The organism is Rhizobium sp. 01T417, from assembly GCF_056398905.1.
In genome coordinates this window covers 65,554-80,782 of the sequence record NZ_JBFTQH010000017.1, presented here as the reverse complement: position 1 = coordinate 80,782, position 15,229 = coordinate 65,554, and the positions used below count along the sequence as shown (strand labels likewise).

Below are 15,229 nucleotides of genomic sequence, written 5' to 3'. Positions count from 1 at the left end.
CGGTTATCGCGAACCTAGCGCATAAGCTGCCAAACCGGAATCACTTTGAGGACCGGTCACACCGCCGTGGCGAGCCATCCCCGTTCACTGCATCATCCCAGTGACGCCGGCAGAGCGAGACGTATTTTTCGTTGCCGCCGACATCGATCTGTGCGCCTTCGCGCAGCACCTTTCCATTTGCGTCGAGACGCACCACCATCGTCGCCTTGCGTCCGCAATGGCAGATGGTCCGCACCTCGCGCATCTCGTCGGCAATCGCCAGAAGCTCCTGCGACGCCGGGAAGAGGCGCCCCTGGAAATCAGTTCTCAGTCCATAGACCATGACAGGTATATTCATGCGATCGACGACCCGGGCGAGCTGCCAGACCTGCTCGCGCGTCATGAAGTGAGCCTCATCGACAAAGACGCAGGCGATCGGTTCTCCCTCCTTGCCGAGTTCGCCGATCAAGGCCTGGAGGTCAGCTTCCGGTTCGAAGGCGACGGCGCTTGCCTGCAGGCCGATCCGGGAACCGATAATCCCCTTTCCAGCACGCTCGTCGAAGGCCGCAATCAGCAGAACGACACGCATGCCGCGCTCCTCGTAGTTGTAGGCGGCTTGCAGCAGCATCGTCGACTTGCCGGCGTTCATGGTCGAGTAGTTGAAATAGAGCTTTGCCATCGTTTTCTCCGTCTTTCGCTTCTTGGAAGCTCGAAACCGCGAAGAAAAGTCCCTCATTCTGATAGTCACAGGAAATTCAGGACCAAAAATCGCCAAAAACCTTTGAAATCTCAGCGCTGGCGGAAAAATGACCCACGTCGCAATCGAGTACTGCAATGCGGCGCAAACGCGCTGAGGTCGCTTGTAAAACTCGGCTATTGGTGCTTGGCTTGGGAACGTAAGACTGGGAGTCTATAAATGAAAACGACAAGCGCATTCATACTGATCACCGCCACCGCAGTTGCCGCTCTCTCTGTCGCAACCGCTGCACTCGCCGCAGATCCAGACAGTTGTTCCACCGTTCATTTTTCGGACGTCGGCTGGACTGACATCACGTCCACAACGGCGACTGCAGCAGTCGTGCTGAAGGGACTAGGCTATACCCCTGACGTCAAAGTTCTTTCCGTGCCGGTAACCTACCAATCGCTAAAGAACAAGGACATCGACATCTTCCTCGGCAACTGGATGCCGACACAGGAAAAAGACGTTCGCCCCTTCCTTGATGATAAATCGGTCGAATCCTTCGGACCGAATCTCGTCGGCGCAAAATACACATTGGCGACCAACGCCAAGGGCGCTGAGCTCGGCATCAAGGATTTCAAGGATATTGCAGCTCACAAGGATGACCTTGACGGCAAGATCTACGGCATCGAGCCCGGAAACGACGGTAACCGCCTCGTCATGGATCTGATCGAAAAGAACACCTTCGGCCTCAAGGGCATGGAAGTGGTCGAGTCTTCCGAACAGGGCATGCTGGCGCAGGTGGCTCGCTCCGAGAAGGAAGGCAAGCCCGTTGTCTTCCTCGGCTGGGAGCCGCATCCGATGAACGACAACTTCAAGCTGACCTATCTGACCGGTGGTGACGATGTCTTCGGGCCGGACTTCGGCGGCGCGAAGGTTTTCACCAACGTGCGCGCGGGCTATCTCAATGAGTGCCCGAACGTCGGTGCATTGCTCAAGAACATGGTTTTCTCGCTCGAGATGGAAAACCAGATCATGGGCAAGATCCTGAACGACGGCGATGAGCCGGAAAAGGCAGCGACAGAGTGGCTGAAGGCCAATCCTTCCGCGCTTGACCCGTGGCTTGCCGGCGTCAAGGCGCGCGATGACAGCGGCGATGGCCTCGCGGTCGTCAAGAAGAGCCTCGGCCTCTGATAACGACGAGCGGGGCGGCTCGCGCCGCCCCATCTCGCTATCGTCGCGAAATGTTGTTGTTCCTAATGGATAGGCGCTCCCTTGACCTGGCTCACCGACACTAAAATTCCCATCGGCTCCTGGGCGAAAGCCTTCGTGGACTGGCTGACCTCCAACGCCGATTGGTTTTTCAATCAGCTCGCCTTCATTCTGTCCCACGTCATCGACGGGCTGCTTTTCATTCTGCAGAAACCTCACCCACTAATCGTCATCCTCGGGATCGGGGCGATTGCCTACTGGCTCCGTCGCTCGATCGTCGTGGCCGTCTTCACCTGTCTTGGCCTCCTCTTCATCGTGAACCAGGGGTACTGGAAGGAGACGACGGAGACGCTGGCGCTGGTACTCGCCTCAACCTTTGTCAGCATGATCGTCGGCATTCCTCTTGGCATCGCCGCCGCGCGCCGCGCCTGGGTCTATTCCGCCCTGCGCCCGATCCTCGACTTGATGCAGACCATTCCGACATTCGTCTATCTCATTCCTGCACTTATCCTTTTCGGACTCGGCATGGTGCCGGGCTTGATCGCAACCGTGATCTTCGCAATCCCCGCCCCCATCCGCCTCACGCGCCTCGGTATCATCTCGACCCCTTCCTCCCTGGTGGAAGCGGCAGAATCTTTCGGCGCTACGCCGATGCAGGTGCTGCGCAAGGTCGAGCTGCCCTTTGCCATGCCACAGATCATGGCAGGCCTGACGCAGACGATCATGCTATCGTTGTCGATGGTGGTCATCGCCGCGCTTGTCGGCGCCGACGGCCTCGGCGTGCCGGTGGTTCGTGCACTCAATACGGTCAACGTCGCCAAGGGCTTCGAAGCGGGTCTCTGCATCGTCATCCTGGCCATCATTCTCGACCGAATGTTCCGCACTGCGGGTGAAGGAGAAGGCGTATGACTGCGGTCCGTTTCGACAACGTCAGCATCGTCTTCGGCGACAAGCCGGAAAACGCCCTGGTTTTGGCCGATCAGGGCAAAAACCGCGACGAGATCGGTGCTGCGACTGGTCTTGTTCTCGGCGTGGCGGATGCCTCGCTCTCCGTGCAGGAAGGCGAGATCCTCGTCCTCATGGGACTTTCTGGGTCCGGCAAGTCCACCCTCCTGCGGGCCGTAAACGGGCTGGCGCCCGTCGTGCGCGGCGAGGTTTCGGTCGCAACGCCAAACGGCCCCTGCAATCCCTACAAGACCACCGCCAAGGGCCTGCGCGACCTGCGCATGCACACCGTTTCCATGGTGTTTCAGCAGTTTGCCTTGCTGCCGTGGCGAACGGTCGCGGAAAATGTCGGCTTCGGCCTTGAGCTTGCGGGCATGCCCGAGGCCGAGCGCAAGAAGCGCGTGGGCGAACAGCTCGAACTGGTCAACCTGACCAAATGGGCGGACCGCAAGGTCAATGAATTGTCCGGCGGCATGCAGCAACGCGTTGGCCTCGCTCGTGCCTTCGCGACCGGTGCGCCGATCCTGCTGATGGACGAGCCGTTCTCGGCGCTCGATCCGCTTATCCGCACGCGCCTGCAGGACGAGCTTCTCGAGTTCCAGCGGCGGCTGAAGAAGACGATCCTCTTCGTCAGCCACGACCTGGATGAGGCCTTCCGCATCGGCAACCGCATCGCCATCATGGAGGGCGGGCGCATCATCCAATGCGGCACGCCGCAGGAGATCGTCAAAAACCCCGCCGACCAGTACGTCGCCGATTTCGTCCAGCACATGAATCCGATCAGCATGCTGACGGCGCAGGACGTAATGCAGCCAGGCCTCGGCCACGCCGCCGCTGGCGCAAGCGTCAGCGGCACTGCGCGCGCCGAGACGCCATTGATCGACATTCTCGATGCACTGTCGCGCCAGCCCGGCAGTATCGGGGTGGTGGAAAACGGCGCGATCATCGGTACCATTTCGGCCCAGGATATCGTTGAGGGTCTGACGCAGCATCGCCGCAAAGAAGAAGCTTGATCCGACCGTCCGCTTCGGTCAGAAAAGTGGACATGAAAGATCAAGCTTCCGTTCTCAGGGAAACGGACGGAGAAGCCCGCAAGCTCGCGCGCACGCTTCTCCGCTCCGCCCGTTATGCTGCAATCGCCGTCCTCGATCCCGAGACCGGCTTCCCATTTGCCAGCCGGGTACTTCTCGGCACCGACATCGATGGCGTTCCCGTCATTCTCGTGTCGGGCCTGTCGACGCATACCCGCGCGCTCGACGCCGATCGCCGTGCGTCGCTTCTGACGGGCGAGCCCGGCAAGGGCGATCCACTGGCCTATCCGCGCTTGACGACCCAATGCCTTGCCGAACCGGTCGAGCGCGACAGCGTCATCCATGCCCGGATTCGCAGCCGCTTCCTCAACCGCCATGCCAAGGCAAAGCTCTATATCGATTTCCCGGATTTCCGCTTCCTCCGGCTGGTGCCGCAATCCGCGAGCCTGAATGGTGGGTTTGGTCGCGCCTATCTTCTTGATGGAGACGACCTGACGATTCGATCCCCCGGGAACGAGAACGTGGCGGCGCAGGCCGATGCGATAGTGCAAGAATTACTAGGTACAAGCCCCGATCTCGCCCCCATGACCGCAGCGAGTTTGAAGGCCGGCAACGGCGGCGATTGGCGCATTTGTGGAGTGGACTGCGCCGGTTTCGATCTGATTTCGGGTGATTTGCTTCTGCGTTGCGAATTCGCTGCCGTCGCAGAGGACATCGAGGACGTTTATTTCCATATATCTAACATAAAATCCGCAATACCTGAAATTTAGCTATATACAATCTTGACGCCGTATTGATAGTTTTCGCCGTCCGGCATTGAGCGGGAACATGCGTTTTTGAAATTAGTTTCACATCGGGAAGAAGATATGGACACAATCGATTTAACCGCCAATGCGAATATTGCCGCTGCGCTCTTGTCCGCAATGGCAAACCCGAAAAGGCTTCTCATTCTCTGCAACCTCGTGAAGGGCGAAATCCCGGTCGGTGCGCTGGCGCAGGAGGTTGGCTTGAGCCAGTCCGCGCTGTCGCAGCACTTGTCAAAGCTGCGCGCCCAGAAACTGGTGAAGACGCGCCGCGACGCCCAGACGATCTACTACTCCAGCAGCTCCGAGCCGGTCCTCAGGATCCTCGAAGCCCTCACCGACATCTACTCTGTTCAAAGCCAGGCAAAGTCCGCGGCGTAAGGACAAGCTGACATAATGTCAGCTGATAAGCCCCACTGCCGTGAAATGCATCCGGAATAGTGTGGCAACCTCATTTCAGCACGTTTACATACTTTTAGACCGGCAGCGATGCCGGTCTATTTTTTGCGCGTACCTCCGATGCAACGGCCTGACGGCAATGTCAGCGGCTTGACGCCCGAAGAACCGCTGATAATTTGACCGGGCAGTAAAAAAACCGCATCAGCCAATACTGGGAAGGGCCTCCGAAACGGCCATGGAGAACAGCATGTCCAATCGCCTCAATACCACGCCAAACGACCTTCGGGCCTTTTGGATGCCCTTCACTGCGAACCGCCAGTTCAAGAAGGAGCCGCGTCTTTTCGTCAGCGCCAAGGACATGTACTACCAGACCCATGACGGCCGTCAGGTGCTCGACGGCACCGCCGGCCTCTGGTGCGTGAATGCTGGCCACTGCCGGCCGAAGATCACCGAAGCGATCCGCGAACAGGCTGGTGAGCTCGACTACGCGCCGGCCTTCCAGCTCGGCCACCCCAAGGCGTTCGAACTCGCGAACCGCCTCGTCGACATCGCACCCGAAGGCATGGACCACGTTCTCTACACCAATTCGGGGTCTGAATCGGTCGAGACGGCGCTGAAGGTCGCCCTCGCCTACCATCGTGTGAAGGGGAACGGCTCGCGCTTCCGTCTGATCGGCCGCGAACGCGGCTATCATGGGGTCAACTTCGGTGGCATCTCCGTCGGCGGCATCGTTTCCAACCGCAAGATGTTCGGCACGCTGCTGACGGGCGTCGACCACATGCCCCACACGCATCAGCCGGGCAAGAACGCCTTCACCCGCGGCCAGCCCGAGCATGGCGGCGACTTGGCGACCGAGCTCGAGCGCATCGTCACGCTACACGACGCTTCGACGATTGCCGCCGTCATCGTCGAGCCGATTGCCGGTTCGACCGGCGTGCTGATCCCGCCGAAGGGCTACCTGCAGAAGCTCCGCGAAATCTGCACCAAGCACGGCATCCTGTTGATCTTTGACGAAGTCATCACCGGCTTTGGCCGCCTCGGCGCGCCGTTCGCTGCCCAGTACTACGACGTCAAGCCGGACATGATCACCACCGCAAAGGGCCTGACCAACGGTGTGATTCCTATGGGCGCGGTCTTCGTGACCGCAGAGATCCATGACGCGTTCATGAGCGGCCCCGAGCACATGATCGAGTTCATGCACGGTTACACCTACTCCGGCAACCCGATCGCCTGCGCCGCAGCACTCGGCACGCTCGACACATACAAGGAAGAAGGCCTCCTGACCCGCGCCGCCGAGCTCTCGGATTACTGGGCCGACGGGCTGCACTCCCTGAAGGACTGCCCGAATGTCATCGACATCAGAAACACCGGCCTGATCGGCGCGATCGAGCTCGATCCGATCGCCGGCGAGCCGACCAAGCGCGCCTTTACCGCCTTCCTGAAGGCCTATGAGAAGGGCCTGTTGATCCGCACTACCGGCGACATCATCGCGCTCTCGCCGCCGCTCATCATCGAAAAGCACCACATCGACGAGCTCTTCGGAAAACTGCGCGAAATTTTGCAAAATAACATCTAAACGACGCGTTTTCGGGGCCCGCTTTTGTCAAATCAGGCAAAAGCGGGCCCTATTTCTTTATCTTCTTGCGAAATCGACAGTAAATTCCTAAGAAACTTGCAAAGCGTCCGTCGAAGCCAAATATGGAGGGCGGGTGTTTCGGCGCGCGGCTGCTCATCGTCTCTTGGCGCATCCCCCTGCAAGGGTTGTTGACGATCTGGGCTCGCCGCCGCGGCACTTAAATCGCGGGTTTTGATACCCACCCAAGGAGAAAGAAAATGAGTCTGAAGACTTTGTCGGCGGCGCTCGTCGCCTCGCTTGCCTTTGCGCCGCTCGCCCATGCTGACGTCACCATCGGCCTCATCGCGCCGCTGACTGGCCCCGTTGCCGCCTATGGCGATCAGGTGAAGAATGGCGCGCAGGCTGCTGTTGACGAGATCAACAAGAAGGGCGGCATCCTCGGCGAGAAAGTCATCCTCAAATATGCCGACGATGCCGGCGAACCCAAGCAGGGCGTTTCCGCTGCAAACCAGCTCGTCGGCGACGGTATCCGCTTCGTCGTCGGCCCGGTCACCTCGGGCGTCGCGATCCCGGCTTCCGACGTTCTTGCTGAGAACGGCGTGCTGATGGTCACCCCGACGGCAACCGCACCAGACCTCACCAAGCGTGGCCTCGCCAACGTCCTGCGCACCTGCGGTCGCGACGACCAGCAGGCCGAAGTCGCCGCCAACTACGTCCTGAAGAACTTCAAGGACAAGCGCGTTGCGATCATCAACGACAAGGGCGCCTACGGTAAGGGCCTGGCCGATTCATTCAAGGCCACACTGAATGCTGGCGGCATCAAGGAAGTGCTCGACGACTCCCTGACCCCTGGCGACAAGGATTTCAGCGCGCTGACCACCCGTCTGAAGGCCGAGAACGTCGATGTCGTCTATTTCGGCGGCTATCACCCGGAAGGCGGCCTGCTGGCCCGCCAGCTGCATGACCTGTCCGTCAAGGCCGTCATCATCGGCGGCGACGGCCTCTCGAACAGCGAGTTCTGGAACATCGGTACTGACGCAGCCGGCGGCACGATCTTCACCAATGCCATGGATGCGACCAAGAGCCCGGATTCGCAGGCAGCTGCCGATGCGCTGAAGGCCAAGGGCATCCCGGCCGAAGCCTTCACGCTCAACGCCTACGCCGCAGTCGAAGTCCTGAAGGCAGGTATCGAGAAGGCTGGCAGCGCTGAGGATTCCGAAGCAGTCGCCAAGGCGCTGAAGGGCGGCGAAGCGATCCCGACGGCAATCGGCAAGTTGACCTACGGCGAAACCGGCGACCTGACTTCGCAGAGCTTCGCGCTCTACAAGTGGGAAGCTGGCAAGATCGTTCCGGCCGAATAAGCCTTCGATCTTCCGATTTCGATCGCCGGGCGTCCCTCTGGGGCGCCCGGTTTTCGTTTGTGGACCGGCCGACAAAGCCGATCTCGCTTTGTCAGACACATGGGCTATAACTGGTGAAACGCCAGCACGAGGATGCCATGACCGCCAAGCTCGAACGCCTTATCGACCAAGGGACGGGCCGCCTGCCCGCCGACATCGTTCTGAAAGGCGGACGCTTCTTCGACCTCGTGACCGGCGAACTGGTGGCATCCGATGTCGCGATCGCACAGGATCGTATCGTCGGCACGTGCGGCAGCTACGACGGCGAAACCGAGATCGATATCTCGGGCAAGATCGTGGTGCCGGGCTTCATCGATACGCATCTCCACATCGAGTCGTCGCTGGTGACGCCGCACGAATTCGACCGCTGCGTCCTGCCCTATGGCGTAACGACAGTCATCTGCGACCCGCACGAGATTGCAAATGTTCTCGGCACCGAAGGCATTCAGTATTTCCTCGATTCGTCCCTCGAAACGATCATGGACATCCGTGTCCAACTCTCCTCCTGCGTGCCCGCCACACATCTGGAAACATCGGGCGCAGATCTGCCGATCGAACGTCTCCTTCCATTTCGCCATCATCCGAAGGTCATCGGCCTCGCCGAGTTCATGAACTTCCCCGGTGTGATCCACAAGGATCCCATCTGCATGGCCAAGCTCGATGCCTTCCAGGGGCAGCATATCGACGGCCACGCCCCCCTGCTCTCGGGCAATGACCTGAATGGCTACCTCTCCGCCGGCATCCGCACCGAGCATGAATGCACCAGTGCTGCCGAAGCGCTAGAAAAGATGCGAAAGGGCATGCATATCCTCGTGCGCGAGGGTTCCGTGTCGAAGGATCTGGCGGCCCTGATGCCCATCATCACCGAGCGCCTGTCGCCGTACCTCGCCCTTTGCACTGATGACCGCAATCCCCTCGACATCGCCGAGCAAGGCCATCTCGACTACATGATCCGGACCGCGATCAAGAACGGCGTCGAGCCGCTGGCCATTTATCGCGCCGCGTCGATCTCGGCTGCCCGTGCCTTCGGCCTGAGGGACCGCGGTCTCGTAGCCCCCGGCTGGCGTGCAGACCTCGTGGTCATCGACAGCCTCGAAAACTGCCGCGCAGATCTCGTCTTTGCCGCTGGGCGCCAAGTGACCCCAGAGCTTTTCGCCACGCGCAAGCCCGTCGAACCGGTCGGCCTTGATAGCGTCAAGGCCCGGCCCGTCAACGCCGCGCACTTCGGCGTTCCCGTCGCCGACGGCGAAACCCCTGTGATCGGCGTCACGCCCGGCAAGATCATCACCGAACATCGCCGCTACCGGCTACCGGTGAAGGGCAACCAGACTGACGTCGATCTCGGCAATGACATCATCAAAGTCGCCGTCATCGAGCGGCACGGCAAGAACGGCAACCATGCCAATGGTTTCGTCCAGGGCTTCGGCCTGAAGAAAGGTGCGATCGCCTCGACCGTCGGGCATGACAGTCACAACATCTGCGTCGTCGGCGTCAGCGAGGATGACATGGCCCTCGCCGCCAATCGCCTCGGCGAAATCAACGGCGGCTTCGTTGTCGTCGAGGATGGCAAGGTCACCGGCGAGATCGCCCTGCCCATTGCCGGCCTGATGAGCCTCGAGACCTACGAGACGGTGCGCGACACACTCCACCATCTACGCAAGGCCGCCTACGCGCTCGGCACGACGCTTGAGGAACCCTTCCTGCAGGTGGCCTTCCTGCCGCTCCCGGTCATTCCGCACCTGAAGATCTCGGATCGCGGAATGGTGGACGTCGACAAGTTCGCCCTCGTCGGGTGAGCGTCTAATTTAGCCAGCCACCCGTGCGCAGAATGCATCGAGTGCGGCCAGCTTGATTGGACCGGTTCCGGCTGCCGCCGCGAAGCCCGGCATCGCCAGCCGTTCTCCGATCACCATTCCGGCCGGCGGGATGAACTGCGCGGGCTTGCGCGTCAGGTTGAAGACGAAGAGCAGCTTCTCGCTTCCCTTGCTGCGCGTGAAGGCGAGAAGGTCCTGATTGGTACCGATGAATTCCATAGTGCCATTGAGCAAAGCCGGGTGGCTTTTCCGGAAATTGAGCGTCTGCCGGTAGTGGTGCAACACGGAATTCGGATCGCTCTCCTGCGTATCGACGGAAAGCGCCGCCTGCTCATAAGGCACCGGCAACCATGACTTCTCGGCGCTCGTAAAGCCGGCATGCGCCTTGGCAGCCTCCCAGGGCATCGGAGTGCGGCATCCGTCACGTCCCTTGAACGCCGGCCAGAAGCGGATGCCATAGGGATCACGCAGATCCTCGAAGGCGAGCTCGGCCTCGGGAAGCCCAAGTTCTTCTCCTTGGTAGAGGCAGATCGAGCCGCGCAGCGTCGCCAGCACAGACATGGCGAGCTTGGCGATCACGGGCCGCTCTGCTGCCGCCTTGGCAAAGCGGCTCAGATGACGGTTGACGTCGTGGTTCGAGAACGCCCAGCATACCCACCCATCGGCAACCGATTTCTGGAAGGCATCGACGCAGTTTCGAATATGCGTCGCGGTAAAGTCCGGTCCGAGCAGGTCGAAGGTGTAGCACATGTTCAGCTTGTCGCCGCCGCCCGTATAGGCGGCGACGGTCTTCAGCGAGCGGGCACCGTCGCCGACCTCGCCGACCGTCGCGCGCGCCTCGTAGCGATCAAGCAGCGCCCGGAACCGCCGGAGGAAGCCGACATTCTCCGGCTGCGTCTTGTCGTAGAGGTGGTTCTGCATGCCGTACGGGTTGGTATCCGGCGCATCGAGACCGGTATCGCTCTCATCGGGCGCATGCGGAGGGTTGTCGCGAAGCAGCCTGTCGCAGAAGTAATAATTGACAGTGTCGAGGCGGAAGCCGTCGACGCCGCGGTCGAGCCAGAACTTCACGGTGGCAAGCACGGCATCCTGAACCTCCGGACTGTGGAAGTTGAGATCCGGCTGCGAGGTCAGGAAGTTATGCTGGTAATACTGCCGGCGCACGCCGTCCCATTCCCATCCTGGTCCACCGAAGATCGAGAGCCAGTTGTTGGGGGCCGTCCCATCCCGTTTCGGGTCCGCCCACACATACCAGTCCGCCTTGGGATTGGTCCGGCTCGAGCGGCTTTCGACAAACCAGGGATGAACATCGGAGGTATGGGAAATGACCTGATCGATGATGATCTTGAGGCCGAGCCCATGGGCGGCCGCCATCATTTCATCGAAATCATCAAGCGTGCCAAAGATCAGATCGACATCGCAATAATCCGAAACATCGTAACCCATGTCGGCCATGGGTGACTTGAAGAACGGCGAGAGCCAGATCGCATCTACGCCAAGGTTGGCGATATAGGGCAATCTCCGGGTAATGCCCTTCAGGTCTCCGAGACCATCTCCGTTGGTATCCTGAAAGGATCGCGGATAGACCTGATAAATGACAGCACCCCGCCACCAGTCCGCCGTCTTGCCTGCAACCGACATCAGCCAATCATCTCCCGCATCACGCAATCATGCCAAGACTAAAGCGGGCGCGCCAAAAAACAACCTTCAGCCGGGATCCGTCGCACATCCAAGTTTCTGCATTCTGCGCTTTATCTTGTCGCGGCGCTTGATGTCCTTGCTCGGTAGCTTGCCGCCCACGGAGTTGCGCTCCTGCATGGCGAGTGTCTGGCAATCCATCTTTCGGCCCTTGCCTCCGCCGCGTGCGAAAGCGGGAATAGCTGAGAGGGATAGTCCCGCGATAAGTGAAATGGCGATCAGAGAAACTGGGATCTTCTGCATGAACATATCCCCATAGCTACGCGCGTCATTATGCGCCCCGTCCACACGGTCAACAAATCCGGCCTAATGCCGCAGGCACATGCCGCTCGCGGCTTGTCAGGAAGGTGCTCTGCGCGTATCAGCGAAACGGGAAAATTCAGGGAGGCTTTCTGTGAGCGGGCGTTTTTTATCGATCGGTGAATGCATGGTGGAGCTTTCGCAGGCAGGCGCCGGATTGCTACGCAAGGGCTTTGCCGGCGATACGCTGAACACCGCCTGGTATGCTCGCGCCTGCCTGCCGGCAGATTGGTCGGTGGAGTATTTTACCGCGCTCGGCGACGAAGCCATGTCCGATGAGATGATCGCCTTCTACAAGCAGGCTGGCATCGGCACGGAATTTATCAGGCGCATCAAGGGTAAGGCGCCCGGTCTCTACATGATCAGCCTCAAGGACGGCGAGCGCTCCTTCAGCTACTGGCGCGACAACTCGGCCGCCCGCCAGCTGGCAGCCGATGCGGAGCTCCTGCGCGAGGCGATCGAGGCATGCGATGTCATCTATTTCTCCGGCATCACACTTGCGATCCTGTCTCGCAATGACGCCGATACGTTGCTCGCCGAAGTCCGTCGCGCCAAGGCCGCCGGCAAGATCGTGGCCTTCGACCCCAATATCCGCCCGCGGCTTTGGTCCGGCTATGACGTGATGCATGCGACGATCAGCGAAGGTGCGCGCGCCTCGTCCCTGGTGCTGCCGAGTTTTGACGACGAAGCAACGCACTTCGGCGACGTCTCGATCGCTGCGACGATCCAGCGGTATCGCACGCTTGGCGCGACCGATGTGGTCGTTAAGAACGGCGCAGAGGGAGCGACCCTGAGCTTCGACGGCGTGGAGAGCTTCGTCCCAGCCGAAAAGGTCGAACAGGTCGTCGACACGACCAGCGCCGGCGACAGTTTCAACGGCGCATTTCTCGCCCGCTATCTCGAAACGAAGGGCGCCCCTGCTGCAGCGGCGTTTGCCGCGAAGGTCGCCGCACGCGTGGTTAGCGAACACGGCGCCCTCGTCGCATGGGAAAAGCTCGGCATCGACAAGACCTGAGCAACATCGAACGATCGGCGCAGTGCGACTGTAATATTTCCATCATCGACGACCGCCAGAATGTGAGGCGCGGGAATCGAGTCTCCGGGTCAGCCGGGAATTGGGCCGGCGCCCCCGCGGGCGCGGCATGGATGGGATTGGGGCGTGCTGCAACATATGTCGGAAGTTGGAGGCAACGAAGGCCGGTATGCATCTCGGCTGGGCATGGCGGAACGGCTGGTGATTGTCAGCGATGCCTGGCATCCGCAGGTCAACGGCGTCGTCCGTTCGATCGAGAACACCAATCGCGAACTGGCGAAGATGGGCATCGACGTGGCGATGGTGACGCCGCAGGGCTTTCACAGCGTGCCCTGCCCCACGTATCCCGAAATTCGTCTCTCGATAGCGAGCTACCGCCGCGTCGCGCGCGAGATCAAGAAACACATGCCCTCCTACGTTCATATCGCGACGGAGGGCCCGTTGGGACTGACGGCGCGGCGCTGGTGTCTGAAGAATCGCATGCCTTTCTCCACCAGCTACCACACTCGCTTTCCGGAATACGTTTCGGCTCGCCTGCCCATACCGAAGAGCTGGCTTTACGCCTTCGTTCGCTGGTTTCACAACTCGGGCGCCGGTTGCATGGTCGCGACCCCAAGCCTCGCGCGCGAACTCTCCGAAAAGGGCATTCGAAACCTCATGCCGTGGAGCCGCGGCATTGATGCCGATCATTTCCGCCCCATGCCCCCGGAAGATGCGCCGTTCAGCCTTACCCGCCCGATCTTCATGACAGTCGGCCGCGTTGCCCTGGAAAAGAACCTGCCGGCCTTCCTGGATCTCGACCTGCCCGGATCGAAGGTCGTCGTCGGTGACGGGCCGGCCCGCACGGAACTCGAGAAACGCTATCCCGATGTGCATTTCACCGGCCTAAAAGTCGGCGAGGAGCTGGCAAAGGCCTATGCCCAGGCCGATGTCTTCGTCTTCCCGTCGCTGACGGATACGTTCGGCAATACGATCCTCGAGGCCCTCGCGTCAGGCGTTCCCGTGGCCGCCTACCCTGTCACCGGCCCGTTCGACATCATCGGAGACGACAACGAAGTCGGAGCACTCGACGACGACCTGAAAACGGCCTGCCTGACCGCATTGTCTGCTTCCCGCGAGAAAGCACGCGAACTCGCGCTTCAATATTCCTGGGAAGCGGCAACCACGCAGTTCATCAACAACATCCGCGCTGCCAACGGTGTCATTACGCCGAAATGGAAAAAGGCCTGGCGATTTGCCGCCAAGTCGCTGCCAAGAACGAAAAAGCCCGGCGAAGCCGCCGGGCCAGTCTCTTCGGGAACCTGAAGGCGTTACTTGCTGAGCGCCTCGCGCAGCGTCTGGCTGGCGACCGAGACCGCGCTGCGCACTGCCGGTGTCTCGGCAATGGCGTTCAGAAGCACGAAGTCATGGATCGTACCGTTGTAGCGGATGGAGGTTACCTTGACGCCGGCTTGCGTCAGCTTGCGGCCATAGGCCTCGCCTTCGTCGCGCAGCACGTCGTTCTCATCGGTAATAATCAATGCCGGCGGCAAGCCCTTCAGTTGGTCGAGCGATGCCTGGAGCGGCGAAGCGGTCGGCTCCTTGCGCTTGGCTTCGTCAGGCAGATAGGCGTTCCAAAACCACTTCATGGCCTCCTTGGTCAGCCAGGGACCATTGGCGAACTGGTTGTAGGAGCCGGTCTCGAAGTTGGCGTCGGTCACGGGATAGAACATGACCTGCTGATCGATTGCGAGACCGCCCCGCTCCTTGGCTAGAAGGGTCACTGCTGCCGTCATGTTGCCACCGACGCTATCGCCGGCCACTGCCAGGCGGCTCGCATCGACGTTGAATTCCTTCTGATGCTCAGCGACGTATTTCGTAGCGGCATAGGCCTGCTCGATCGCGATCGGATAGCGTGCCTCAGGCGAGCGCTCATAATCAACGAAGACGACGGCGGCCTTGGCGCCGTTGGCGATCTCGCGAACGAGCCGGTCATGCGTCTCGGCATCGCCGAGAACCCAGCCGCCACCGTGGAAATACATCACGACGGGCAACTTGCCCTTCGCGCCTTCCGGACGGACGACGCGCAGCTTGATGCTGCCGGTCGGACCAGCCTTGATCGTGAGGTTCTCTTCCTTGGCGGCGAGTTTCTTGACATCGCCCTTCTGCGCTCCGGCAAGTACGTCGCGGGCGTCGGACGGAGACAGCGTGTAGATCGGCTTGGCGCCGGCCAGCGCGTCGATGAACTTCTGCGTCGTCGGTTCCAATACCGGATCGGCAGCGGCGCCGAATGTGGTGGCTGCCAGGATCGTGGCTGCGGAGAGTGCGGTCTTGATGGTCGACATTGTCCAGTCCTCTTGGTTGCGGTTCGTCGTGAACAC

The 15,229-nt window shown here is 60.6% G+C and carries 13 protein-coding genes and 1 pseudogene; 10 read left to right on the top strand and 4 right to left on the bottom strand.

The window, feature by feature from the left end; genetic code table 11:
- Positions 1-56 precede the first annotated feature (56 nt).
- Positions 57-658: pseudogene (locus AC1DPR_RS17955) on the bottom strand (thymidine kinase).
- 237 nt (positions 659-895) lie between these two features.
- On the opposite strand from AC1DPR_RS17955, the gene AC1DPR_RS17950 reads away from it, so the two are divergent.
- The 8 genes from AC1DPR_RS17950 to ade all read left to right on the top strand — a co-directional run bounded on the left by AC1DPR_RS17950 (position 896) and on the right by ade (position 9,820).
- On the top strand, positions 896-1,852 hold the full coding sequence (locus tag AC1DPR_RS17950; RefSeq protein ID WP_169682781.1) for a choline ABC transporter substrate-binding protein: 957 nt from the start codon (positions 896-898) through the stop codon (positions 1,850-1,852).
- An 81-nt stretch (positions 1,853-1,933) separates the two neighbouring features.
- Positions 1,934-2,779 carry a choline ABC transporter permease subunit gene (choW, locus tag AC1DPR_RS17945; protein ID WP_018857568.1) on the top strand — a complete coding sequence of 282 codons (846 nt, stop codon included), beginning with the start codon at positions 1,934-1,936 and terminating at the stop codon, positions 2,777-2,779.
- Positions 2,776-3,828, top strand: a complete 1,053-nt coding sequence (gene choV, locus AC1DPR_RS17940; RefSeq protein WP_018857567.1) for a choline ABC transporter ATP-binding protein — start codon at positions 2,776-2,778, stop codon at positions 3,826-3,828. The genes choW and choV overlap by 4 nt, the downstream gene beginning before the upstream one ends.
- A 32-nt stretch (positions 3,829-3,860) precedes the next feature.
- A complete protein-coding gene (locus tag AC1DPR_RS17935; RefSeq protein ID WP_192305290.1) occupies positions 3,861-4,616 on the top strand; it encodes a HugZ family pyridoxamine 5'-phosphate oxidase in 756 nt (251 codons plus the stop codon).
- Between the two features lie 96 nt (positions 4,617-4,712).
- Complete coding sequence (locus tag AC1DPR_RS17930; protein ID WP_018857565.1) at positions 4,713-5,030, top strand: ArsR/SmtB family transcription factor; 318 nt, start codon at positions 4,713-4,715, stop codon at positions 5,028-5,030.
- 265 nt (positions 5,031-5,295) lie between these two features.
- On the top strand, positions 5,296-6,624 hold the full coding sequence (aptA, locus tag AC1DPR_RS17925; RefSeq protein WP_018857564.1) for an omega-aminotransferase AptA: 1,329 nt from the start codon (positions 5,296-5,298) through the stop codon (positions 6,622-6,624).
- 257 nt (positions 6,625-6,881) lie between these two features.
- Entirely contained in the window at positions 6,882-7,985 is a 1,104-nt protein-coding gene (locus tag AC1DPR_RS17920; protein ID WP_018857563.1) for a branched-chain amino acid ABC transporter substrate-binding protein, read from the top strand.
- 137 nt (positions 7,986-8,122) lie between these two features.
- Entirely contained in the window at positions 8,123-9,820 is a 1,698-nt protein-coding gene (ade, locus tag AC1DPR_RS17915) for an adenine deaminase (RefSeq protein ID WP_018857562.1), read from the top strand.
- 9 nt (positions 9,821-9,829) lie between these two features.
- Here ade and bglA read toward each other — a convergent pair whose 3' ends face one another.
- Both bglA and AC1DPR_RS17905 read right to left on the bottom strand, forming a co-directional pair.
- Positions 9,830-11,479: a beta-galactosidase BglA gene (bglA, locus tag AC1DPR_RS17910; RefSeq protein WP_192305291.1), complete on the bottom strand. Its 1,650-nt coding sequence runs from the start codon at positions 11,477-11,479 to the stop codon at positions 9,830-9,832.
- A gap of 66 nt (positions 11,480-11,545) precedes the next feature.
- Complete coding sequence (locus AC1DPR_RS17905; RefSeq protein ID WP_018857560.1) at positions 11,546-11,779, bottom strand: hypothetical protein; 234 nt, start codon at positions 11,777-11,779, stop codon at positions 11,546-11,548.
- Between the two features lie 151 nt (positions 11,780-11,930).
- On the opposite strand from AC1DPR_RS17905, the gene AC1DPR_RS17900 reads away from it, so the two are divergent.
- Both AC1DPR_RS17900 and AC1DPR_RS17895 read left to right on the top strand, forming a co-directional pair.
- Positions 11,931-12,851 carry a sugar kinase gene (locus tag AC1DPR_RS17900; protein ID WP_477816818.1) on the top strand — a complete coding sequence of 307 codons (921 nt, stop codon included), beginning with the start codon at positions 11,931-11,933 and terminating at the stop codon, positions 12,849-12,851.
- 156 nt (positions 12,852-13,007) lie between these two features.
- The gene (locus AC1DPR_RS17895) at positions 13,008-14,174 is read left to right on the top strand and encodes a glycosyltransferase family 4 protein (RefSeq protein WP_477816828.1); all 1,167 of its coding nucleotides are present in this window, start codon (positions 13,008-13,010) and stop codon (positions 14,172-14,174) included.
- Between the two features lie 5 nt (positions 14,175-14,179).
- On the opposite strand, the gene AC1DPR_RS17890 is transcribed toward AC1DPR_RS17895, so the two are convergent.
- A complete protein-coding gene (locus tag AC1DPR_RS17890) occupies positions 14,180-15,193 on the bottom strand; it encodes an alpha/beta hydrolase (protein ID WP_477816817.1) in 1,014 nt (337 codons plus the stop codon).
- Between the last annotated feature and the right edge of the window lie 36 nt (positions 15,194-15,229).